The sequence below is a fragment of the Mesorhizobium sp. M4B.F.Ca.ET.143.01.1.1 genome (genome assembly GCF_004792275.1).
GTDB classification, from domain to species: Bacteria; Pseudomonadota; Alphaproteobacteria; order Rhizobiales; family Rhizobiaceae; genus Mesorhizobium; species Mesorhizobium abyssinicae.
In genome coordinates this window covers 1-22,417 of sequence record NZ_SRSR01000032.1, presented here as the reverse complement: position 1 = coordinate 22,417, position 22,417 = coordinate 1, and the positions used below count along the sequence as shown (strand labels likewise).

The following is a 22,417-nucleotide window of genomic DNA, read 5'->3' as shown; positions in this document are numbered from 1 at the left end:
GATGAAGCCTGAGCTTGAGTCGATGGTCGAGGACAACGAGGCGTCGCCTTTGACCTTAGCGGCTGAGCAATATGCGACCGTCAACAAGTACGCCGGTGCGTTCCTGGAGGCGTTCACATTCCGCTCAGCGCGCCGCCACGATCCCCTTCTTGCGGCGATTTCGCTGCTGAAACGGCTCTATGCCGAGAAGCGGCGCACCCTTCCGGATCGCGTCCCGGTCACCCACCTCAGCCAAGCTGATCGACGGCTAATTCTCGGGCAGGAGAAGCCCGATCGCCGTCTCTATGAGATTGCAACGCTCGCGGCTTTGCGAGACCGGCTTAGATCTGCGGACATTTGGGTCGATGGCAGCCGATCCTTCCGACCGATCGACGAGCACCTGATGCCGTGGTCAACGTTCACCACCCTGAAAGATGAAGATCGCCTCGGACTTGGTGTCCAAGAAGACGGCGCGGCGTGGCTTACCGAAGCGCGACAGATGCTCGACTTCAACCTGAAGCGCCTGGCGCATAGGGCACGATCCGGGAAGCTCGACGGTGTTCGTCTCGAAGGTGGAACGCTTATCGTCACGCCAGCAGCTGGCGAAGTTCCCGCAGCAGCCGAGGACCTGAATGCCGAGATCAGCGAGCTCTATCCGTTGATCGAGGTGCCAGATCTCTTGAGGGAGGTGCATGAATGGACCGGCTTTGCGGATTGCTTCACCCATGTTCGCACGGGTGACACTCCGAGGAATGTCTCGGCCATGCTGGCTGGCGTACTGGCCGATGCAACCAACCTCGGTCCGAAACGGATGGCCAGCGCATCCAAAGGCATCAGCGCTCACCAGATCAGTTGGATGCGCACGTTCCACGCCCGGTCGGAGACCTACCGAGCAGCCCAGGCCTGCGTGACGGACGCACACACCCGCCATCCGCATTCTCGCCTTTGGGGCAATGGCACGACGTCATCATCTGATGGCCAATTCTTCCGAGCAAGCGACCGCGCCGCAAAGCGCGGAGATATCAATCTACATTACGGCAGTGAACCCGGATCAAAGTTCTACAGCCATCTGTCAGATCAGTACGGCTACTTCAGCATCTTGCCCATCAGCCCGACCGAAAGCGAGGCTGCCTTTGTGCTCGACGGACTATTCGATCAGGACACAATCCTCGAAATACAGGAGCACTTCACCGACACCGGCGGCGCGAGCGATCACGTCTTTGGGCTATTCGCTCTGATCGGCAAGCGGTTCGCACCGCGACTGCGCAATCTCAAAGATCGGAAGTTCCACACGTTCGAGAAAGGCGATGCATACCCGGCGCTGTCGAACCACATCGGGGCGCCGATCAACACCACCCTGATCCTCGATCACTGGGATGATCTGCTTCATCTGGCGGCATCGATCACTACCCGTGCCGTTGTGCCCTCGACGATCTTGAAGAAGCTCTCGGCATCACCGAAGGAAAGCCAACTGGCCAAGGCTCTTCGGGAACTCGGCCGCATCGAGCGATCGCTTTTCATGATCGAATGGTACTCGAGCTCGACATTGCGCCGGCGCTGCCAAGCCGGCCTCAACAAGGGCGAGGCAGCGCACAAACTCAAACGCGCAGTCTTCTTTCATGAGCGTGGCGAACTCCGCGACCGGTCGTTCGAAAGTCAGGCATTCCGCGCATCGGGCCTCAATCTTGTCGTCAGCGCGATCGTCCACTGGAACACGGTCTATCTCGACCGCGCGGTCACAGAGCTCAAACGAGCGGGAAGGAACATCCCAGATACGCTGTTGAAGCATATCTCGCCGCTGAGTTGGGAGCACATCAACCTGACGGGCATCTACACCTGGGACAGCGAGCAACATCTCCCGGAAGGGTTCAGGTCGCTTCGCCTCCCGGCAGGGCTAAGGCGTGCCGCATAACGTTCCCGCTCCGTTCAACCTTAGCGTACGATTTCGCACTGCTCTTGTTCCGACCCCATGCTCGCAAGGCGGATTTCCTGATTACCGTTCAGGTGGAGATCAGCTGCCCGTAATAAGGATAGCTCCGGCAAGCAATGTCGAAGCATGACAAGTGGCGGAACCGCGTAAAAGGCAGCGTGCCGGCCGATCCAGGACGACAGGAGTTCATCAGAATGGGGCGGTATAATCACCGGGAGCCGCTGAGGCGACTGTCTCCGGATCACGCGAATGCCGCCTCGGCATCAAACTCCGGCTCCCAATCCTCAACCATCTCGTCGGTGATGTGCTCGCGGTCGCTCTCGATGGCGTCAACCGCAAGGCTGTTGATCATGTGGAAGATGTTTGCCGTGATACCCTCGGTGATCTGCAGAATCCGTCGCAGCGATTTCGGCGTAAGCACCGAAGGCCGACGCAGCGGTGTGTTGCGCAGGATCGATGCCACCAGGGTCTCGAACTGTTCGTTCGCGGCCCACCGGCTCAAGGTGAACTGCTCGAACCGGCGCGCAAGCTGAACGTCGCCGCTGATGGCCTCCCGCGCCTCGTTCACGCCGAAGCAGACGAGCGAGATCTGGAGGCGGTTGCTGAGGAAGCGCAAAGTGTTCAGGACAATGCGTTGCTCGCGATAGGTTCCGGCGAGGATGTTGTGCACCTCGTCGATGACCAGAACTTGCACGCCGATGGCCTCCATAATGCGCAGCGCGGCCTGTTCCATCTGGGCGATATCGGCGCGTGGACGCTGTGGCGCGCCGAGAAGGGTGAGCAGTTCGGCGTAGAAGCGCCGCTCGCCCGGGCGGCTGGTCATTTCCATGGCAAGAACCGGCGTATTCAGCGCGCCCGTCACCGGATTGAAGCTCGGCGGGTGCTCGTCCCGGAACCGCTTCATGATCATGGTCTTGCCCATGCCGCTGTCGCCATAGATTGCTATGGAAGGCATGCGCGTGCCTCTTGGATGATCAAGCAGCCGGCTCAGCCGATCGAGGGCCTGCTTGGCGCGCGGGTAGAGCACCCAGCGGCGTGATCGTATCGCGCGAATGCGCCGCTCGTCCGTTTCGGCAAGCAGCGCCGCGGCACGGGCGGTCAGGTGGGCGATTTCATCGTTCATGCCAGCTCAATCCGTATCCTCGACAAAGGGTACAGGTTTGCTGGAATCGACGCCGCGAAGCGAGCCCCATCCGCCATCATCCACCTTCGATTTCGATCTGCTGGCCTTTCCGCGTCGCGCAGCCGCCGTCTTTCTGGTCGCCGCGTCGACCAGTTCGCGCTGCGCGATTGCCGTGCGGACGATGGCGCCGGTGTCGACTTCACGTCGGCCTTTCGCCAGCAGTGTGCGCCGTGCGGTCAGCGCTTCGTGGAGCGTAATCGAAGGCAACGTCACATCGGCATAGCGGGCTTCCACGAAGTTGCCTGATGGCCGTCGAACGAAGATGCGCGCCATGTCGCGCGGATCATATTTGACCAGCAGGCGCCGGTCCGAACGCCCGACGTCGGCGCTGAGCGCCGCCGACCAATAACGCAGACCGAACAGATGAATGCCGGTCGGCCGCAAGGTGCGCTCCTGTTCAGGCAGGAAGGTGAGCCAGAAGCGAAGCCGATCTTGAGGGAGTCGAAGCGGAATCTCGCCCTCGTGCTCCCGCCAGACCGCGATCGGCGGCCGACCCAGACTGCTGTGGATCGACTGATGATAGGAGCCGACAATGTCGAGGGCGATGTAGCGCTCGAGTTCCCGCAGGGTCAGGGCCGCGTGCCGCTTGGAATCGTATTGGCCAAGCTCTTGCGCGTTGCTGAACGTTGTGCCGGGCAGCAGGTGCAGCCTGCCCATCTGCGTGCCGATCAGGCGCTCGATGTGCCCGCCGAAGCGCGGCTCGCTCGGCGGCCGCCACTCGATCGCGATGCCGGCGTCCTGGCATCCTCTTTTGAACGCCCGGCTGCGGAAATCGGGGCCGTTGTCGACGTGCGCCATGTTCGGCAGGCCGGCGACGGGCCACGGCTCCCTGACCTCGCGCTCCCTCAACCACGCCGATTTGTCGAAGACGGAGTGCAGCAGGCACAGGCTGGTGGACAGCCGAGACGGCGCCTCCATCGTAAGGTAGAACCCGGTGACCATGCGGCTGCACACGTCCATCGCCAACGTCAGCCACGGCCGGCCGATCGGCTGCCGGGTCTCCTCGTCGACGACGAAGACGTCGGCCTTGGTATGGTCGATCTGCACCACTTCCAGGGGGCGGGCCGCGCCGAACGCTCCAGGAACGGCCGTCGTCGCTTTTATAATCTTCGTTTCTCCGCGCCGCTTGGCACGCTTTTGAAGGTCGATGTCCTGAAGGCGAGCGATGATCGTCCGCCGATGCGGCGGCTTTAGTCCCGCTGACATGCAATTCGTCTGCACGTCCCGGACCAGCTGCGAGACTGTTGGCCGGTTTCGCTTCAGGTAGTATGCGTTGATCGTCGCGCGGATGATCTCCTCCCGCTTGTCATCCACGACCCGGTGACCCTCCGGCCGCCCGCGCTTGCGATCCACCAGCGACAGGACGGTCCCGCCGCCGCGGAACAGCTTGATCAGGCGGTAGGCTGTCGCCTGGCTCAGGCCGAGTTTGGCTGCGAGCCCCGCAACATCTCCGGCCGTTGTGCGGCCGGGGTGTCGCCTCAGGAAATCCCGAAGCGCATCGGCGCGTCGGCACGCTTCATCCCAAAGCGCCTCGTCAATCTCGTCGGGGAAGGGATCGTTCATGGCAGGCTCGCGAGGAAAAAACACCGAAGAGCCTGATTCTCACATTAACTGACAAACGCCAAGGCCGATTATCAAATTAACTGCTCATTCTCAAATTAAGTGCTGGGCTAAGCAACTGGAATCATTGGCAAGCCATTCTCATAATTAACTGCCAAGTGACAATTGGGTCGCTAACAGCGGATGAACCACACAAATTGAGGAAGAACCTAATTTAGTGCAGTGTGACAATTGTGGCCTAATTCGCTAGAGTGGTTTTTCGCCCCCAGCCAGAGCCGATCCCTGAACATGCAGAGCTGCAACCTTTCTCAGTGCGATGCTGAGCTCGTCATAGGTCGGTCCACCAAGACAAAGGCGAATTCCACTTTCATCGCTTTCCTCTGATAAGGAAAGTGCAGGCTCGGTGACCAGTATACCGATTTCGCGGGCGGCGCTGGCAAGAGCGATGGCCGCCGCGCGGCGTGTCGGGAGGAACATATGGAACCCGCTGCCAATCCAGGCATCAGTTATGGAGCTAAAGACTGAAGCCGCTAGTTTATTCCTCGCGACCGCTTCTGACTGTGTCATCGTCGCGATATGGGATGCGACTCCATCCACGACCCATCTGTACATGACAAGACTTGCGATCGGAGAAACAGTGGAACCCTGCGCGTGGATCACGCGCAGGAGATTACCTAGTTGGTCAGACGGTGCGATGAGAATACCGAGTCGCATTCCAGGCGTTAGAATCTTAGCTAAACTGTTGATATAGTAGGTTCTTTCAGGCACAAGATCGAGAAAACAGAGGTGCTCGCGAGCGGAGAAGGCAGAGTATACGTCGTCTTCAATGATCAATACATCTCGGTGCCTGCAAATTTCCGCAATATCCTTGAGGCGCGATCGCGACATCGTCTTGCCGGTTGGATTCTGCGCCGTCGGGTTCGTGAATAATATTAGACGCTTCCCCTTCGCCGCGATCTCGTGTGCAATCTTATCGAATGCAGACGGTAGAATGCCCTCAAAATCAGTTTTTATGCCGAATAATTGAAGGCTCAATAGCCCCGCGATCATCTGGAGGCCAGGGAACGGAAGATCGTCTGTCGCTATGCAAAGGTCCGGCGCGAGCAGCGCTGCAAGCACAATTGAAAGTGCTTGCTGGCCACCATTACAGAGGATCATCCGCTCGGCGTCGACGGAGGCACAGTAACGTTGCAGCCATCCTGCGAGTGCCAGACGATGCTGAAAGATTCCCTGCGGAGGCGTATATGCTCCGAAGGTCTTGGCATCAATCGCCGACGCTAGCGAAGCCAATGTCCCACTTAGCAACCGGTCCGACATAATGTTCGGAGGCACGTTCACGCTCAGATCAATAGCCTTGGTGATCGTGAGATTTTTTTTGGTCGCGAACATGCCGCGACCATGGACAGATGAGGCGAGGCCTTGGCGCTCCAGCAGGCCATAGGCCTTGGTGACCGTTCCCAAGCCCACGCCTAGTTGATAGCTCAAGTCCCTATGCGCTGGGAGCCTGGCGCCAGGTGGGATTTTGCCACTGCTCAGATCCTCCGCGATCGCGGCTGCGAGGCGCTGGTAGATCGGCTCACTACCTACGGCGAGTCGTGGTTCCCAAGGCGATTTCAACTGCATCTGGCATCCAAAAGTGTCACGTTACATAATAATGATAGCATAATAAGTGTCTCATCGTGTAGATAATATGCAGCCGAATTTAATAGTGGGTCATATGCGTGAAGCTTATATGCAACCAAGATGAGGGCCATCTTTCAAGCAAACAGGGAGATATTGATGCGAGACTGCATAGTCTTAGCAAGAAATTTTCCGACAAGCGTGATAACCATCTGGGATATCCTTACAATCTCGATTTTGACCTAGAGCCAATCTCTCAATTCGACAAATTGTTAATTAATAATTTAGGTGATCCATATGTCGGTTCACACTATGCGACCGAGGTCTGTGACTTAGAGCGAGAGGTGGTCGACTGGATCATGCGGGTATGGGAGTGCGCCGATCCAGAAAAATATTGGGGGACTGTGGGCGCGAGCGGAACTGAAGGCAATCTATGGGCCATATACCTTGCGCGCGAGACCCTTGATAATCCTGTTCTGATATACTCCACAGAGGCGCACTACTCGCTTCCAAAGGCTGCAAAAATCCTCCGGATCGAGGCTTTGACGTGCGGGGCCGATTGTTCCGGTGCCATCTCTCCAGATGCTCTTTCTGAGGTTATCCACGCAAATCGTCATCGCAGCATCATTCTCGCACTGACGTCTGGAACGACGATGAAAGGCGCACACGCCGATATCACGTCCTGCGTCAGCGTTCTGGACCGCGTCGGGATCGATCCGAGCCGACGCTCTGATGGGATCGCGCAACGGCCACGCCGTTCTCGCGATCTGGAACCGGCTGATGCGGCTTGGCATAGCCGGTTTCCGCCATAATGCCCGAACCTGCATCGAGCGTGCGGAAGGCCTCGCAGCAGCATTTCGTTCAGCGGGCATCCCGGTGTTGCTCAATCCATGGTCCTTGTATTTCCGAGCCATCCGAGAGGCTCGTCAGCGAATACCAGCTCGCATGCCATGACAACTCCGCCCACGCGATCGTTATGCCAAACGTCAAAGCTGATCTCATTGACCGCTTCGTCGGTGCCTATACCGCAGAGTGGCGCTGCAATTCTCGGCAAAAGGTGTCTTCATGAACGCTCACGCGCGGCCGCTCTACAACGGCATCGAAGCGCCCGGCCGCTACGTTCACCATCGTTTTGATCGATGCATCACTAGTGACATCAAAGCTCTTACAACTGACAATTGGCATGGCCCGCTTTATATCGTGAAGGATTATGCGGTGATCGCTGCCTTCGCGTGGCTGGTCATTGGGGTCAGCTGGTGGTTCTATCCTCTCGCAGTGATAATGATCGGAGCCCATCAGCGAGGGATCTCCACCATTCTGCACGATTCTGCGCACGGTGTGCTGACAAAGAACCGTCTGCTGAACTTCCTGCTCGGCACATTGCCAACGGCTTGGCCCATCTTTCAACGCCACTTTGCCTACAAGGAATCACACGTCCACAGCCATCATCCCTTTCTGGGAAGAGCCGACGCCGATCCTGACCTGGAGTTCTTCATCGCGGAAGGTGTCTTCACACCCCGAACGGATCGTTCCTTCGTCTGGAAGCTCATCATCCTGCCCCTGCTTGGATCGAAAACCTACGCCTATCTGAAGTATCTGGTCCGCAACAGATATCAAATGATCCTCAATTCCCTCTCCGGCAAGGAGAGTTCAGTGCGGGTGAAGCGCGGAGAAAATTGGCGTTACGAGTTCGATCGCTGGGGGTTCTACGCGTTCTGGGCTTGTATCGTCGTGTACGCTTTGATCTATGGCTACTTCTCGGAAGTCGTCCTTCTCTGGGTCGTTCCCTACCTCACCTCATTCCACATTATCGGCTGGTTTATCGAGATGTCTGAGCATTGCAGCTCCATCGAAAATCAGACCGTGAACCTGCACATGGCTAGGAACCGCCGCAGCTGTAATATCGAGAAGTGGCTGACCGCGATTAATAACGACAACTACCATCTCGATCATCATCTCGACCCGACAACCCCGTTCTGGCGCTTACCCGAAGCACATGCCATCCGCATGGGGGACCCCGTCTATGCGGCGCACTGCTCCGAAACGGGTGGGATATTCCAGCCTGGCCCAAATGGTGAGCCTTCGATCCTGAAACTGATCCGCGACCAGAACCGGAAGCGTTTCGCCCAGTCTGAATGCCGCGCCGAGAAGTATCCAACTCCCGGAGAGATCCAACGTTGACCAAACCAGAGAAAAATGACCCTTCAGCACGATTGGCGCCAACGCCACACCTGCATCCGGAAACGGCAGTGTTGCATGGCGGCTATCGCTATGATCCGGCGACCCTTGCTACAACTGTACCGATCTATCTCTCGAATGCTTATGCATTCGAATCAATTGATCACGCATCTGACGTCTTCGATCTCCGACGCGAGGGGCGCACCTATTCGCGGTTGATGAACCCGACAACGGATATTTTCGAGCAACGCGTTGCGGCTCTGGATGGTGGCGTCGCCGCCTTGGCAACCTCGTCGGGGCAAGCCGCAATTATGCTTGCAATCCTAAACATCACCGTAGCCGGGGACAATATCGTAAGCTCCACGCACCTGTATGGTGGCACAATCAATTTGCTGGCCAGTACGTTTCAACGGCTCGGGATTGAAACCCGCTTCGTCGATCCAAGCGATCCCGAACGTTTCCGCGAAGCCTCAGATCACCGAACGCGCTGTTGGTTCGGCGAAGCGCTTCCCAACCCCAAGCTCAGCCCTTTCCCGATCGTCGAGGTCGGGGCGATCGGGCAGGAACTCGGAATTCCGCTGATCATCGACAACACGCTGACCCCTCTTATCTCCCGCCCTCTCGAGCTTGGCGCCCACATTACCGTGCACTCCACTTCCAAATATATCAGCGGCCACGGCACGACGATTGGCGGCATTATTGTGGATGGGGGCACCTTCGACTGGGCTGCCTATTCCGAACGCTTTTCGTTGATGACACGTCCTGACATCTCGCACGGTAACATTCTTTGGCTCGATGCCGCGCGCAATCTGCCCGGCCCCTACGGAGCCAGCCCGTTTCTGCTCAAGATGCGCAATACGCTCATGCGCGATTTCGGTCCCTGCCCGTCGCCATTCGCATCTTTTCTCTGTATCCAAGGTCTGGAAACGTTACCTTTGCGAATGCCTCGACATTGCTCCAATGCCCGCCAGCTAGCCGAGTTTCTCATGGCGCATCCTGGCGTTCTCGACGTAACATATCCGACTTTTGGCGGGATTGTTGAACGGCATCGCGCCGAGCAGAACATGGGTGATCATGGTGGCCCGATGCTCGTGTTCGAGATCGCTGGCGGCATTGAGGCTGGGCGCCGTTTTATCGAGCGGTTGCGACTCGCCTATCACGTCTCAAATATTGGCGACGCGAGAACACTCGCCACGCATCCAGCCTCGACGACACATGCTTCGGTCCCGCGCGAGGCGCGCCTTGCTGCCGGAGTTCGCGATGGAACAATCCGGATTTCCGTAGGACTTGAGCATATTGAGGATATCATCGCCGATATCGGGCAAGCTCTTGAGGGCACCTGATTGTGGCCGCGCTGATAAACAGCGGCCCTGCGTTGGTGTCATTTCCGACCGCCGGACAGAGGACGGCGTCGGTTATGAGACCGTACGCGTTCGTTATCTTGAAGCCCTGCGTACGACCGCAGGTGTCTTACCGCTAGTGATCCCGGGCGGACTGGTGGAAGGGGATTTGCGAGTCTGTTTGTCAGTCCTCAATGGCGTACTGCTGACCGGGGCGGAGTCGAACGTCTCGCCCTCATTTTACGGGGGCCCAGAGGCTTGTCCAAAGACGCTTGATCTTGACCGGGACAGGACAAGCTTTGCTGCGATCGAAATTGCATTATCATCGGGCATTCCCCTGTTCGGAATCTGCCGTGGGCTGCAAGAACTCAATGTCGCACTTGGTGGCAGCCTCTCAAGCAACATCTCGGAAGGTGAAGGTCGGATCACTCATGTGGAAGACCTCTCTCGCCCACGCGACCTTCAATACGCCCCCTTTCATGCAATTCTAGCCGAAGGCCACGGCCACATCGCCCAATGCATCCGCCGCTCGCAAAAGAATCCAGTCTTGGTCAATACCCTGCATCGGCAGGGGATCGCGCGTTTGGCGGATGGCCTTGCGGTTGATGCGCGATGCGTGGACGGCGTTATTGAAGCCATATCGGTAAAGGACACGGCAACTTTTGCTGCCGCCGTACAATGGCATCCTGAATGGTTTCACGTTGAGGATTCGCTCAGCGTCGAAATCTTTCGTGCATTCGGCGAGGCCTGCCGCTCGCATATGATAGAAACAAAGTGACCGCCATGAGAAATGCTTATTTTTCATCAATCCTTGGGGCCGGTTTCGCTCTTCTTGCAGCTCTGTCCAATGGAACCGTCGGCGTGCTTTCGCGGTCCGCTTTCAAGGAAGGCCTCGATCACACTGCAGTTGCATTTTGGCGTTGCGCCATTGCGTTTTCGCTGCTCTCGATCATCATCCTTTTAAGGTCTGGAGGTTTAGCTCGACTAGTCTCAGTGTTCACGGGATCGTGGAAGATCGCCGTCTGCTCCGCGCTTGGCATCTTCACACTTTACCATTTCGAAACCCAAGCTTTCACGTATGCACCGATCCCGCTTGTCGCCATCCTTGTTTTCGCTGGCGGCCTTGGTGCAATCGCGCTCGACATCCTCATCTTGAAGGAAAGGGTAACGACGCGAAAGGCGTTCGCCATGACCATGGTCTTTCTTGGAGGCTACTTCGTGATTGCTGGGGACGGCCTGATGACCGGAAGCATTATCGGTGTTAGCCTCGCCCTTATCGCGGGTCTAGGCTACGCCAGCTTTATCTTCGCCTGGAAGTTCTTTAAGCTGCGCTCATCCCTAGAAACCTTCTGGTGGTTCCTGGCTTATGGCCTCGTTATGCTCGCTGTTCCCTATGCTTGGAGCGGAGCACCAATCCCGTCAGTGAACGCGCTGCCAAGCTTGCTATCACTGGGGGTTATCCCCTCGTTCTTTGGGTTCTACTGCACAATTCTCGCTCTTCAGCATATCGAGGCATACAAGACGCAGGTCATCGAATCGAGCGAGCCGTTCTTTTCTGCGCTCTTCGCAGCCGCGCTCTTCGGCGAATGGCTGACAGGTCCAGGAATGTTTGCAGCATTGGCCATTATCGTCGGTGCGTTGACTACATCCATGCCAGAGCGCCGCGCCGTCTCTATGCAAGTACGCCCAATTGGCGAAGAGGATTAGGGCAACGTGCTTATTATCTTTTCCGAGGACCAATATGCTCATGAAAGCGCGGGCGGGTTATGGCGCGGACAGATGGTGCCCTGCTTCGACACACCAGAACGGCCGAAACGAATAATCGCTGGCTTTGCAATGTGGGGTTCGAACGGATTCTACCGCCGAAGCCGATTACGTCCAGCGCCCTGCAGACAGTTCACGATCCAGGCTTCATCCAGTTTTTAGAAGCAGCTTTGGATCGCTGGAGTGCGGAAGGAAGGCAGGGGGATGCATTGCCTTCTGCTTGGGCCACTCGGACCTCCTGCCATCTTACTATTCCGCAAACAATTGACGGGCAACTCGCTTACTATGCCGCGGATGCAGCTGCCCCGATCGGAGAAGGAACCTTCAGAGCCGCGCTGGCTTCGGCCGCTAGCGCACTTGACGCGGAAAATCAGGTGCTTGATGGAATCGAACCTATAGCGTTCGCTTTGTGCCGCCCCCCTGGCCACCACGCCGGAAGAGACTCGTATGGGGCTACTGTTATGTCAATAATGCAGCATTTGCTGCCCAGCGGGCGATTGACGCAGGCTGCGATCGTATTGCCGTCTCGACATTGATTATCATCATGGCAACGGAACTCAGGACATCTTTTATGCACGACGCGACGTTTTCACGGTGTCCCTACAGGGGCGAGGGGTCTGATTAAATTGCTAGCCGCTGGTACCGCCGATAGGTGTTGTGCTGTCCCGGTGCTGCCCGCGGAAACGAAAAAGGCCGGATCGATCCGGCCCTCATTCGCGGGAACACTGCTCAAGACGCGAGTTGCCGGATTAGCCAACACCAAGAACCTTGCGAAACGAGGCGCGCGTCATCTCCGTAAGTTCACCGCGATGATCAACGTACTCCTCCCGCTCCCAAATAGCCTCTCCGCCTGACCAGTCGATGAGGTATGCTTCGCTGTCGCCAGTCACAGTTTTGGTACGCCGCGTCAGGCCGGACCAAACTCCGGTGAGCTTTGACGCTGGTACACCAACTTCTGCCGCAACATCCTTTAGCTGGAAGAAACGGCTTTCACCTTGCACCATCGCCCTGAGAGCAGTCTTGGTTTTTGAGCTGCATCCGCTGAGAAAATCTCGCACTTGACCGGGCGACAATTCGGCAAAGTGTTCATCATAATCTTCGTCGTGTTCAACCGCCCCCGATCGGTCGAGTTGGTCTGCTCCTTCGATGCGATGAGCACCGCCTAGGATCTGCTCGAGTACCTGGGATTTCAGATTCTCGGGCCATTCCTGAAAATCTGCGCCAGCAATGAAGATACCTGTTTGGCTCATTTTTCTTTCCGCAAAGTTCCCGGCCGCCCGCCGGAGGCGAACTAAAAGACGGGGATCTTTCCGAGCTGATAACGGACGAATGCTTAAGAGTCACGAAGAATCTATGCTAATCATTAAGACACATATAGAACATTACGTTTCATTCAATCTCTTCGAATGTCAGGTGCAAGTCGCCTGATGGTGTCGGCCACATAAGACGGCGCTAGCTGCGCGTAACGCTTCTCAGCCGTCCGGGTGTCGCTATGGCCGAGCGCTTGCGCGACAATGATCAGCGGCGCGCCGTTGCGGACCATGGTGCTGGCGTAGCTGTGTCGCAGCTCGTCGAGTGTCACGGCCTGCACGTTTGCCGTCTGCAGGACGGCGTTCCACGAACGACTGTAAGTCGATGGCGCCCACGCCGCGTGCGGGCTAGCTGCGACAAGCAATGGTTATTCGCGGCTATGTGGGAAAGCTGTGTGGGACGGGGCCGGCAAACTGCCAAAATTCTGTATAAGCGGTTGTGCCCTTCCCGAGAGATGGGTGACAGTTCTGAAGTGCACCCCTCGGGTGAGACAGAGATCAGTAACAGTTCTCCGTTTCTGAGATTGCCGCAGGGGCTTCCCGCCGCAATCGCATTAGGCCGGCTTCATATTCATCCGGCGATTGATAATCGATCGCGGAATGTAGGCGCTGCTTGTTGTACACGGCGTCGATGAATTCGCCGATCCTGTTCCTTGCATCGTCGATGTCGCGATAGGCTCTGCCGTCGGCTTCCTCCTCCTTCAGCGTTCGCATGAAGCGCCCACCCGGCTCATGCTCGGCTGGATGTCGTGTGCCGCAAGTCGGGCGGCGTACTCGGCACAGGCATATTGCACGCCGCGATCGCTGTGATGGATGATGGATCCCGGTGCCGGCCTGCGCACCGCAATCGCTTGGTCGAGCGCCTCGATCGCCAGTTCAGCCCTGAGATGGATCGCCAGTGCCCAACCGATGACTTTGCGACTGAACGCATCGAGCACGACAGCCAGATAGGCGAATTCCTCGGCGAGGTGGACATAGGTGATGTCGGCGACCCAGAGTTGGTCGATGTCCGCCAGTTCGAGGCCTCTTGCCAGATTGGGCACGATCCGCCAGCCATGCCTGGAATTCGTCGTCATCGGCACGAAAGCGGCCCTGCGCAGGCAAAGCAGGTTGTCCTCCCGCATCAGGCGCAGCACGCGCTTGTGGTTCACATGCCAGGCTTCCCGGCCCAGCAGCACGGCAATCCGGCGATAGCCATAGTGTGGGTTCGCCAGCGCCAGGCGTTGAATGGCATCGCGCAAGCCCGCTTCCTCGCGGCGTGGCGACGAGGCCTGCCAGTACCGGTAATAGCCTGACCGGCTCACGCCAGCCAGCCCGCACATCCGCTCGAGCGCGATCATGCCTTGCAGCCCGGACACCATCATCGACTGGATGACCGCGTAGATGTCGTCCCGCCAGGCGCGCCGCTCCGCTGGTGCGCTTTCCCGACGTGCTGCAAGGCTTCTTGAAAAAAATCGAGGTCGGCCGCCTGCTGTCCGACGAGACGCTCCAGTTCGCCGATCCGAGCCAATGCCTTCGAAAGCTCGTCAAGCGCTTCCGACGACAATGCCGGCGCTGCACCGCCCGGGTCATGCGCCTCACCCAGCCGGCGTACCGCTCGCGGCGGACCCACGCCACCGCGCAGAGCTGCTGGCCCGCCTGCACGAAACTGCTTCTGCCATTGATAGAGACCCTTGCGAGAGATGCCGAGCTCCCGCGCCAACTTGCTCACGTTGGCGCCCGCAGCCATGCGTTGCACCGCAGCTATCTTGAATTCGCGACTGAACCGCCGCCCCGGATCTTCTTTCCTCATCAGCTCTCCTTAATGGAGAACTGTTACCCTTCTCGTGTCTCAGAATCGGGGTGCACTACAGTTCATTCCGGAGACATGGTGACACTTTTGGCCTTTTGCAAGGAGAGCAAGGGTGCCTTGGAAGGAGCGTAGCCAAATGGATGAGCGGCTGAAGTTCGTCGCGCGGGTTCTGGATGGAGGGAAGATGGCGGTGCTGTGCCGGGATTTCGGCATCTCGCGCAAGACCGGCTATAAGATCCTCAAGCGCTACAATGACAGCGGGCTGGAAGGGCTGACGGATCGCTCGCGCCGACCTTACCGGCACGCCAATCAGCTTCCTTTCCAAATCGAGAAGCTGATTGTGCGTGCCAAGCAGGACAAGCCCAGCTGGGGCACGCCGAAGATCAGGGAGCGGCTGGCCCGGCTCTACCCGGACGTCCACACCCCAGCGATCTCAACGATGCATCCCAGTTCTGACCGCCACGGCCTGGTCAAGCGCCGCAAGCAACGACGCAACCGAGCGCAGGGAACGGCGCTCTCCCATATCTCACCTGGACGGAAGACAATCTCCTTCGCCAGGTCTCGTACCAAGGCGAGCGTCAGGACAAGCCAGCCCGGCAGGTGGTGCGCTCCCCGCCCCATGCCTGATCGACATCGGGCGCCGTTTCGTTTCAAGTCACCCGACTTGCTTTACCTGCAGTGTGCTGGGTGGAAGGGCCTTGATCAGCGACTTCGCCGACACCGAAGGGTCGAGCCAGTCCGCCCACGCGCTGCGATCGAGGATAACCTGCCTGTCATGATAGGGCGCGATATCGGGCCCAGTCGGAATGCCGCAAGGCGGGTGATAGAGATTTTTCGCAAATCAGTATTCCTTGTGGTCGGCCGCTAAGATGGCCACGACGCTGCGCAGAACGCAACTGCAGCAATATCGTTGCCGCACTGCACAATAACAAGTTTCATCTGGACTGTTGCGGGGCGCCTCCACGTCACCTCCCGCTCCAAACGGGGGGTAGCGATAGCGGCATTGCAGCCGATGTCCGGCCCCTTCGATTTCGAAAACTTCTCCCTGTTCAGCTACTTCCGCCTCAGGGTCGGCATCGTCGCGGCCGAGCAAGCCTAGCGACTCTATCGCGACAAGCACGCATTCGATGATGCTTCGCGCCTCAGAGGCGTTTCAGGTGATCAGCCGCTGCGGGTCTCGCGGTCTGGCGCAAAGGACGTTTTCGTTCATGCCACCGCGCTAAACCGCTCAGGGCTCAGCGTGCTGGGTGGGGACAGAAAGTGTTTTTGAATGCGGGCAGGGCAAGGCTTGGAAGTCCGGAGTTCGCCTCGCCTAGAAGCCAATACGTTGGCCAAGGGCCAACTTGCCGCTCATACAAGAAAAAGCCCACTGCCGGGAGGAGGTGGCAGTGGGCTCGATTTGAAATGCAGCGCGGGAGGAGGTGCACCGCATTCAGCGCCGGCATCGCATCTGGGAGGAGTAGATGGCCGACAACAGGATCATATCGATCGCCGCAGATATTGCAATGCACAAATTAAGCATATCGCACGTGCGAAAGCGTTACCTGGGCGTATGCATCGACATTGTCTCGAAAGATCCCCCCACCAAATCGTTGCCATAGCTGGCGGCTGTAGAGGTTATTGGTGCTGGTCATTTTGCTCTCCTTTGCGTTGTCGCAAGGAGGGCAGATCTGCGCCTGGATCGATACGTCGAGCGCTGGCGCTCGTCGGCGACAAGCAGATCCGGCTGCAGCATGAGCGCGCGCGCGTGCCAGGCCGATGCGCTGCCTTTGGCCTCCCGAAAAAGCGTGCGGGCATCGATCGGCCGCACTGCAGCTAAGCCCGGCGCGAACAAGAAGCCGGAACATGCGCTCCTCGGGCCTTTCGCGCGAGAGGCCGCTGACGATTGCGGCTTCGGTCGAGATGCGGCGGACGCGATGGCGCGGATTGAGGGAGGCGAAGGGATAGCGAACTCGGCCGCGTAGGCGTTCGCCGCGTCGATCGTGCTGATGTCGCCAGGCGTAGCTTCTTCACAAGACGGCAGCGCCAGGTTGGCGCGTTCGAGGCAGCCCTTGGCCTGCGGGCTGTTGGCGCACATGACGTCGATGTTCAGCTGGAGTACGCGGTGACGGAACCGATTAGCCTTGCTTGCAGCTTCATGCCGGGCTGCGGCCGATCCGCCACTGATATGGTGGTGGCGTGCCATTGACTGCGTAGTCGCCAACGATGCGATCCTTGTAGATGCGTGGGTTGTGCGAAGACTGGCTGAAATTTTCTCCTGCGTCCCGGCAAGAGCGAATGAACGCGGGTAAGGCGTGGTTTGGTCCCCCCATTTCCTATTCTGCGCGGATCATGCCGATAGCAGCTGCGCGCTCCAGAACGACCCTCGAGAGATAAAGTCAAGCTGCGACCTTCTTGCCGGTCCGCTTCGCCGGCGCCGGCGTTTCCGACTCTTTCGGTTTGCGGCCGAGACCCATGGTCTTGGCCAAGGCCGAGCGCGCAGCGGCGTAATTCGGCGCGACCATGGGATAGTCCGCCGGCAGGCCCCATTTGGCGCGATATTCGTCCGGCGTGAGGCCATAGTGGGTCGACAGATGGCGCTTTAGCGATTTGAACTTCTTTCCATCGTCAAGGCAGATGATGTAGTCCGCCATCACCGACTTCTTTATCGGAACAGCAGGCTTGAGAGCCTGCGGCTGTTCTGCGGAAACGCTGCCGGCCGTTCCTTTCAGTGCTGCATGTACTTGGCCGATCAGGGCGGGGAGATCGCCCACCGGGACCGGATTGTTCGAGACATAGGCTGAGACGACATCGGCGGTAAGCTCGATGAGGGCGTCGAGGTTGTGATCGGCTTCTTCCGTCATGAAATTCTCCGGTTGGCTTGAAGACAGCAGGCGAAGCCTCGCTACATAGTGATGGTTGTGGCTGAAGGCAATAAATGTCTCGGCAGCATAAGTATCGCCATAAGCTATTGCTAATAGGCGTTCCCCCCGGAAATCGTTTCGGCTGCCAAGGCGCCGGAACCGGTATGCAGCCATGCCGTTTTGAGCTTTTGTAATTCCGAAAGCAACGTGACGAAATTCCGCGCTACACGAAAATACGGCCAGGTGAACGAAACCTGGCTTTCGTCGTTCGTCAGTGACGTTGGCCCAACGGGTCCGGTCTATTCCCGGCGACTTCTACGGATGACTTTTTTTTGCGAGCTGATCGGCCTTTCGCCGGAGCTTGGTCCGAGAATGAATTCAAACACGGGTTGGGGCTGACCGACCGCTGTCGCCTGCAAGGCTGCCGGGATCCGTTCGGCGGCTTCTGCGTATTCGGCGAGCGCTGCGGGTGACATGCCGAGCGCACGCTCGAAGGTATGATCCGCCGTGTTCAGCCGACGAAGAGCGCCGCGCGTCCGGCATGACGCATCGCCGCCGCCTGCTTGCCCTCGCGGATCTTCACGCCGGCCGCCGATAACAGGATCAATCCCTTGAAGAGCGTCCGAAGCGGAACGCCTCGGTTTGCAACTTGCCACAGACCCTCCCAGGCCTCATGGGCTTCCCAGTAATAACCATGGTTGAAGAGGTCGAGACCCCAAAGGAATATGTCTGAGTCCAGCGACGCCTCCGCCGCCAACGGCATGGCTTCGCTATTGTAGCTATGTCCCGCGGGGTCGCGCACGGGATGCGGTTGCCTGCCCGGCAGATACGCATACGATGGAAAGCTCTTTTCCGGCAGCCAGCGCCGGCGCAACATCGAACCAGTAGCCATCAAAGCCGTATAGCACACCGTGGCCCTGAACAGATGCTCAGTTCCGTACATAGCCGCCGCATCAGGAATGTCTTGGCAAATAGTTGTCAGCCAGTCAGATCTCACGAAGCTGCGAGGTTGCGTCGGCGGTCATCGGGCAGTTCATGCGGGCCCTCACTTCGCAGGCGGTCATATTGTAGGTCGGCAGTTAAACGGGGCCTTTCAATTTGTGTGGTTCATCCGCCGTTAGAGAATGACGGCACCCGGGGGGTATGTTCTCCTCAGATCAGGCCAGGAAGGAAGATAGATGCCTGAGCAGGCTTCGCCGGACTTCGCGGTGATGCGCAGCCGAACTGCTCACCGAGGATGCAGATCACGCGTCTTCTTCCTCTTGAATCGTCATCGCCCTGACAGCACATTTCTGCAAATGGTCGGCGCGCGTCGATGCGGCCCGGGTCGTGCAAATTGGCTATGGAGCAGGTGGAGGGGAACGAATGAACGCTGAGGCTTTTAGCAGCCCCATTTTCGTGAAGCGAGCCAGCTATATCGTGCAGGAGATTGCCAGTCTTGCGGACGCTATTGATTTTCTCAATGAGTGGCCCGAGGATCGCAGAGACCTGACCTACGAGACCGCCCTGAGGGCATGTTGTGATGCATATGCTGGGCACATACCGGCGGGCGCTGCCAGCAATGCCTTTGTCGGCTTTGCAAAGCGAGTTGCGATATTGGAGGACCCAACCTCCGCCATGCAGTGGATCGCTGCGTGCAAGGCGGGCAGCGGAAAGGCGCAGGCGTAGGCTTCCACAAACTTTGCGACACTGGCGCAAGGCGACATTGTCGAGATTGAGCTAGCCAATCCCGCGCCTCCCGACATGAACCAGACAGCGGTCATGACGATCTCTTGGACGCCAGCGACCAAGTTTAGCTGCGAGGGTGCAGCCGAATCTTTCGGCTAAGGAAATAAATGCGAGCGAGGCTGTCGCCGCTGGGTGTAGAGGGGGAGTGATGACCGGCTCGAGCAGATTTGAAAGGCCAGTCGTTGTTCAAGTTAGCCGTCACAGTTCGGAGCGTGTCGTGTTCGATGTCAATGACGCGTCCAACATCCTGCTGCGGCATCTCCATCGTCAGACCGCGAAGCGCAAGGCAGCAATGGACGCCTGTCTGCAGGTGTTGCGAGGTGAGGCTCATCCACCAGTCGCTCGGCGTGCTTTTGTGGCAGCCGCGCTCGAAGCAAAGATTCTGCGCAGCGATTGAGAGCTTGGACGCGCGCTCATGAATTTCGTTCATCTCGGCACCGCTGCAAGTTTGCCGCGCATCGCGCGCACGCCGTCCACACGGAGGGAACTCGAGGATCTGCCGCCGTTGAGCCTGGGCTGGGCGGCAGAATATTGAAGCTGTCCCGAAGCACGGCCGCGGCGGGACATTTGCGGAGAGATCAGGGATTGTCATTTAGGACTATGATTGCTGTCTGCTTTGGCTAACCTGTCGAAGGAATATCCCACTGAAATAATGATGGAGTACCGAACTGCCATGAAAGTCGGAACGAAACCGGCAATCCAGGAAGAAGTGCCATGGTCCGACAGCCTGACCACGTACGATAAGCAGCATCACACGCTGTACCTGAGGTTCCTGGATGCGGCCGCCGATGATGCCAGCTATGAGGAGATGGCGCAGGAGATCCTCGGCATCGATCCGGTACAGGAACCGGAGCGCGCCCGCAAAGCCGCGCGAAGCCATCTCGATCGGGCGAACTGGATGGTGACGACAGGGTACAAAGAATTGTTCGCGGGATAACGGAGAATGGGCGGCAGCCCCCGCGCTCCTCAGCAGCAGAGTGGTCCAGGCGTCCACTAGCAAGGCGATCCGTTGCTTCCGCGATGGCCTCCCTGATCCGGCGCTGGATCTTGCACCATCAAACCCCCATCTCGCGCCGTTTCCTTGCCCAGAGAGAACTCAACACCGAGACCGGAGCAACGGAGACGGCTCTTTCGTCGAGCCAGTTTAATTTGGAACATTATTTCTATGTTTAAGTCGATTATCTTGTTCAATAGCTCTGTTGACTCGCGATGAGACTTTCAACGCCGCGCGACATCCGCTGGCCGGATGTGACTTGCTGTCCCCTTCCAAGATCAATCAGGAGATCCCCATGAGCAATCCAGTCCTTGTCAACCAGACCATTCCTGACTCCGACGTTGTACCGCTGACCAGCCGTGTTGGAGCTGAAATCAGAGGCGTCCGCCTTGGCGGAGACCTTTCGGACGCAGCGATAGCAGCCATCAACCAGCTTCTTCTAAAACACAAGGTGATCTTCTTCCGCGACCAGGAGCATCTCGACGATGCGGAGCAGGAATTGTTCGCGCGGCGTCTGGGTGACCTTGTACCTCATCCCACGCAGGGGCCGGCAGCCGGCACGGCCTCAATCCTCAATCTCGATTCCGGCCGTGGCGGTGGCAGGGCAGACCAGTGGCATACCGACGTGACTTTCGTCGATGCCTATCCAAAATTCTCGGTCCTACGTGGCGTCGTCATTCCGGCAGCGGGGGGCGACACGATCTGGTCCAACACGCACGCCGCGTACGAGAATCTGCCGGCGCCGCTCAAAATATTGGCGGACAATCTGTGGGCTATTCATAGCAATGCCTACGATTACGCAGCCGTGCGCCCGCGCGCCACAGCCGAAGAGAAGAAGCACTTCGAGGAAATCTTCACATCGACGATCTACGAGACCGAGCATCCGGTCGTGCGCGTCCATCCGGAAACCGGGGAGAAGTCGCTGCTGCTCGGCAATTTCGTGCAGCGCCTCGTCGGCCTTTCCAAGAGCGATTCCGCCAAACTCTACGAGGTGTTCCAGTCCTACGTCACTGCCCCGGAAAATACCGTGCGGTGGCGCTGGCAAGTAGGCGACGTCGCTATCTGGGACAACCGTGCTACCCAGCATTATGCGGTCAACGACTATGGCGACCAGCACCGGGTCGTGCGTCGCGCTACGGTTGACGGTGACGTTCCGGTCGGCGTTGACGGTCGCCGCAGTATAACCCATGTCAAGGCAGCCAAGCCGTCGGCGAAGGCAGCCTGACCGTCTGAACAAGGGGGAAAAGATCATGACACTTCGTGATCGCCGCGGCGCTTGCCGGACTAATCACCTCGCTTAGCTCAGTCTTAGCCGAGGAATTGACCATCCGTTTCGGGCACCAGGTACTGGCCTTTGATAACAGGCAACATTCGCAAGGGGATGCGACGTCCTATGCGCGGGCCCGGGCACTCATCGAGAAGGGCTTCGCCGCAAACAAGAATATCAAGGTTGAGTGGACTTTTTTCCGGAGCACCGGTCCTGCGCTCCACGAATCCGTTGCGGCAAAACAGCTCGATTTCTTCCTGCTCGGCGACGTGCCGGCGATCGTTGGCCGCTCGCGCGGGCTTGAACACAAGTTCCTATTCGCCACCAGCCGGCATGAACCGATCTATCTCGCCGTGCCGGCCAACAGCGACATCGCGCCAAAAGCCACCGTTGAAGAAGTCGACCGTGAACAATCTTGACCGCTAAGCGGCAAGCTGCTTCGGCCGGTTCAGGAACGCGGCGATCAAGAGCCACAAAAATTGCTTCAGCCACCTGAGCAGGAGGGAGAAGTTGTAACCGGCTGCGGCCAGGATGGCGTTGATCGCATCGCCTTGGGTGTGAGCGAGGTAATTGCGGCCCATTCTGTGTTCGTTCTTGATGTGGCCGATCACCGGCTCGAGGGCCGATCGCCGCCGCATCTGGCGCTTGATGGCCGGTGTCACGCGGCGCTTCTGACCAGCGGTGAAGACCCTCATATAACTTTGCGGTGCGTTGTGGCCACGATAGCCGGCGTCGGCGAGAACGCGGCTGATCTCGTTGCCGATGATCTTTTCCATGTCAGGGATGATCGCTGCGAGCGTGCGGCCGTCATAGATCCCATGAGGAGTGGATAGCGGCCTAAGCTCTGCCAAAGTGAGGTTGCTCAATATCCCCACTCTGGAGACAATCATGCTTTTGAACACTGACGGCCCCAACACCCAAGCCGCTAT

General features: G+C 58.3%; 22 protein-coding genes and 3 pseudogenes. 12 read left to right on the top strand and 13 right to left on the bottom strand.

Annotated elements, in window-relative coordinates:
* Nucleotides 1-1,891 (top strand): Tn3 family transposase (locus tag EN786_RS35045; protein ID WP_135909890.1); only part of this gene is annotated, 1,891 nt, incomplete at its 5' end.
* A gap of 259 nt (nt 1,892-2,150) precedes the next feature.
* Here EN786_RS35045 and EN786_RS35035 read toward each other — a convergent pair.
* From EN786_RS35035 to EN786_RS35025, 3 genes are all read right to left on the bottom strand, one after another.
* Entirely contained in the window at nt 2,151-3,032 is an 882-nt protein-coding gene (locus tag EN786_RS35035; RefSeq protein ID WP_135909888.1) for a TniB family NTP-binding protein, read from the bottom strand.
* Nucleotides 3,033-3,038: 6 nt separating this feature from the next.
* On the bottom strand, nt 3,039-4,655 hold the full coding sequence (locus EN786_RS35030) for a Mu transposase C-terminal domain-containing protein (protein WP_135909886.1): 1,617 nt from the start codon (nt 4,653-4,655) through the stop codon (nt 3,039-3,041).
* A 243-nt stretch (nt 4,656-4,898) separates the two neighbouring features.
* Complete coding sequence (locus tag EN786_RS35025) at nt 4,899-6,275, bottom strand: PLP-dependent aminotransferase family protein (protein WP_135909884.1); 1,377 nt, start codon at nt 6,273-6,275, stop codon at nt 4,899-4,901.
* A 98-nt stretch (nt 6,276-6,373) separates the two neighbouring features.
* Here EN786_RS35025 and EN786_RS35020 point away from each other — a divergent pair, with 98 nt between their 5' ends.
* The 5 genes from EN786_RS35020 to EN786_RS35000 all read left to right on the top strand — a co-directional run bounded on the left by EN786_RS35020 (nt 6,374) and on the right by EN786_RS35000 (nt 11,497).
* Nucleotides 6,374-7,084: a pyridoxal-dependent decarboxylase gene (locus EN786_RS35020; RefSeq protein ID WP_135909882.1), complete on the top strand. Its 711-nt coding sequence runs from the start codon at nt 6,374-6,376 to the stop codon at nt 7,082-7,084.
* 253 nt (nt 7,085-7,337) lie between these two features.
* Nucleotides 7,338-8,453 carry a fatty acid desaturase family protein gene (locus EN786_RS35015; protein ID WP_135909880.1) on the top strand — a complete coding sequence of 372 codons (1,116 nt, stop codon included), beginning with the start codon at nt 7,338-7,340 and terminating at the stop codon, nt 8,451-8,453.
* Nucleotides 8,450-9,793: an O-acetylhomoserine aminocarboxypropyltransferase/cysteine synthase family protein gene (locus tag EN786_RS35010; RefSeq protein WP_246688834.1), complete on the top strand. Its 1,344-nt coding sequence runs from the start codon at nt 8,450-8,452 to the stop codon at nt 9,791-9,793. The genes EN786_RS35015 and EN786_RS35010 overlap by 4 nt, the downstream gene beginning before the upstream one ends.
* Nucleotides 9,738-10,568 (top strand): gamma-glutamyl-gamma-aminobutyrate hydrolase family protein, encoded by an 831-nt coding sequence (locus EN786_RS35005; protein WP_135909876.1) that lies wholly within the window; start codon nt 9,738-9,740, stop codon nt 10,566-10,568. Before EN786_RS35010 ends, EN786_RS35005 begins: the two co-directional genes overlap by 56 nt.
* A 5-nt stretch (nt 10,569-10,573) precedes the next feature.
* Nucleotides 10,574-11,497, top strand: coding sequence for a DMT family transporter (locus tag EN786_RS35000; protein WP_246688835.1), 924 nt, complete (start codon nt 10,574-10,576; stop codon nt 11,495-11,497).
* An 806-nt stretch (nt 11,498-12,303) separates the two neighbouring features.
* Here EN786_RS35000 and EN786_RS34990 read toward each other — a convergent pair.
* The 5 genes from EN786_RS34990 to EN786_RS34970 all read right to left on the bottom strand — a co-directional run bounded on the left by EN786_RS34990 (nt 12,304) and on the right by EN786_RS34970 (nt 14,656).
* Nucleotides 12,304-12,804: a hypothetical protein gene (locus tag EN786_RS34990; RefSeq protein ID WP_135909873.1), complete on the bottom strand. Its 501-nt coding sequence runs from the start codon at nt 12,802-12,804 to the stop codon at nt 12,304-12,306.
* A gap of 143 nt (nt 12,805-12,947) precedes the next feature.
* Nucleotides 12,948-13,229, bottom strand: coding sequence for a tyrosine-type recombinase/integrase (locus tag EN786_RS34985; protein ID WP_135909872.1), 282 nt, complete (start codon nt 13,227-13,229; stop codon nt 12,948-12,950).
* Between the two features lie 133 nt (nt 13,230-13,362).
* Complete coding sequence (locus EN786_RS34980) at nt 13,363-13,578, bottom strand: integrase core domain-containing protein (RefSeq protein WP_135909871.1); 216 nt, start codon at nt 13,576-13,578, stop codon at nt 13,363-13,365.
* Nucleotides 13,566-14,204: an IS3 family transposase gene (locus tag EN786_RS34975; RefSeq protein WP_189524361.1), complete on the bottom strand. Its 639-nt coding sequence runs from the start codon at nt 14,202-14,204 to the stop codon at nt 13,566-13,568. The genes EN786_RS34980 and EN786_RS34975 overlap by 13 nt, the downstream gene beginning before the upstream one ends.
* A gap of 20 nt (nt 14,205-14,224) precedes the next feature.
* A complete protein-coding gene (locus EN786_RS34970; RefSeq protein WP_135909867.1) occupies nt 14,225-14,656 on the bottom strand; it encodes a helix-turn-helix domain-containing protein in 432 nt (143 codons plus the stop codon).
* A 136-nt stretch (nt 14,657-14,792) separates the two neighbouring features.
* Here EN786_RS34970 and EN786_RS34965 point away from each other — a divergent pair.
* Nucleotides 14,793-15,176 (top strand): annotated as a pseudogene (locus tag EN786_RS34965) (helix-turn-helix domain-containing protein); the annotation flags it as partial.
* Between the two features lie 135 nt (nt 15,177-15,311).
* Here EN786_RS34965 and EN786_RS39150 read toward each other — a convergent pair.
* The 4 genes and pseudogenes from EN786_RS39150 to EN786_RS39145 all read right to left on the bottom strand — a co-directional run.
* A pseudogene (locus EN786_RS39150) lies at nt 15,312-15,455 on the bottom strand (SOS response-associated peptidase); the annotation flags it as partial.
* A gap of 831 nt (nt 15,456-16,286) precedes the next feature.
* The gene (locus EN786_RS34955; RefSeq protein ID WP_189524360.1) at nt 16,287-16,859 is read right to left on the bottom strand and encodes a hypothetical protein; all 573 of its coding nucleotides are present in this window, start codon (nt 16,857-16,859) and stop codon (nt 16,287-16,289) included.
* 175 nt (nt 16,860-17,034) lie between these two features.
* A complete protein-coding gene (locus EN786_RS34950) occupies nt 17,035-17,499 on the bottom strand; it encodes a MucR family transcriptional regulator (RefSeq protein WP_095482620.1) in 465 nt (154 codons plus the stop codon).
* A gap of 511 nt (nt 17,500-18,010) precedes the next feature.
* Entirely contained in the window at nt 18,011-18,442 is a 432-nt protein-coding gene (locus tag EN786_RS39145) for a DUF309 domain-containing protein (protein WP_246688832.1), read from the bottom strand.
* Nucleotides 18,443-18,864: 422 nt separating this feature from the next.
* Between EN786_RS39145 and EN786_RS34940 the strand changes: the two genes are divergently transcribed.
* From EN786_RS34940 to EN786_RS34920, 5 genes are all read left to right on the top strand, one after another.
* Complete coding sequence (locus tag EN786_RS34940; RefSeq protein WP_135909862.1) at nt 18,865-19,167, top strand: DUF982 domain-containing protein; 303 nt, start codon at nt 18,865-18,867, stop codon at nt 19,165-19,167.
* 208 nt (nt 19,168-19,375) lie between these two features.
* Nucleotides 19,376-19,624, top strand: a complete 249-nt coding sequence (locus tag EN786_RS34935) for a DUF982 domain-containing protein (protein ID WP_125007211.1) — start codon at nt 19,376-19,378, stop codon at nt 19,622-19,624.
* 276 nt (nt 19,625-19,900) lie between these two features.
* Nucleotides 19,901-20,164 carry a DUF2285 domain-containing protein gene (locus EN786_RS34930; RefSeq protein ID WP_164895833.1) on the top strand — a complete coding sequence of 88 codons (264 nt, stop codon included), beginning with the start codon at nt 19,901-19,903 and terminating at the stop codon, nt 20,162-20,164.
* Between the two features lie 352 nt (nt 20,165-20,516).
* The gene (locus EN786_RS34925) at nt 20,517-21,446 is read left to right on the top strand and encodes a TauD/TfdA family dioxygenase (protein ID WP_135909860.1); all 930 of its coding nucleotides are present in this window, start codon (nt 20,517-20,519) and stop codon (nt 21,444-21,446) included.
* A gap of 35 nt (nt 21,447-21,481) precedes the next feature.
* Complete coding sequence (locus tag EN786_RS34920; RefSeq protein ID WP_135909858.1) at nt 21,482-21,907, top strand: hypothetical protein; 426 nt, start codon at nt 21,482-21,484, stop codon at nt 21,905-21,907.
* Nucleotides 21,908-21,910: 3 nt separating this feature from the next.
* On the opposite strand, the pseudogene EN786_RS34915 reads toward EN786_RS34920, so the two are convergent.
* A pseudogene (locus EN786_RS34915) lies at nt 21,911-22,417 on the bottom strand (hypothetical protein); the annotation flags it as partial.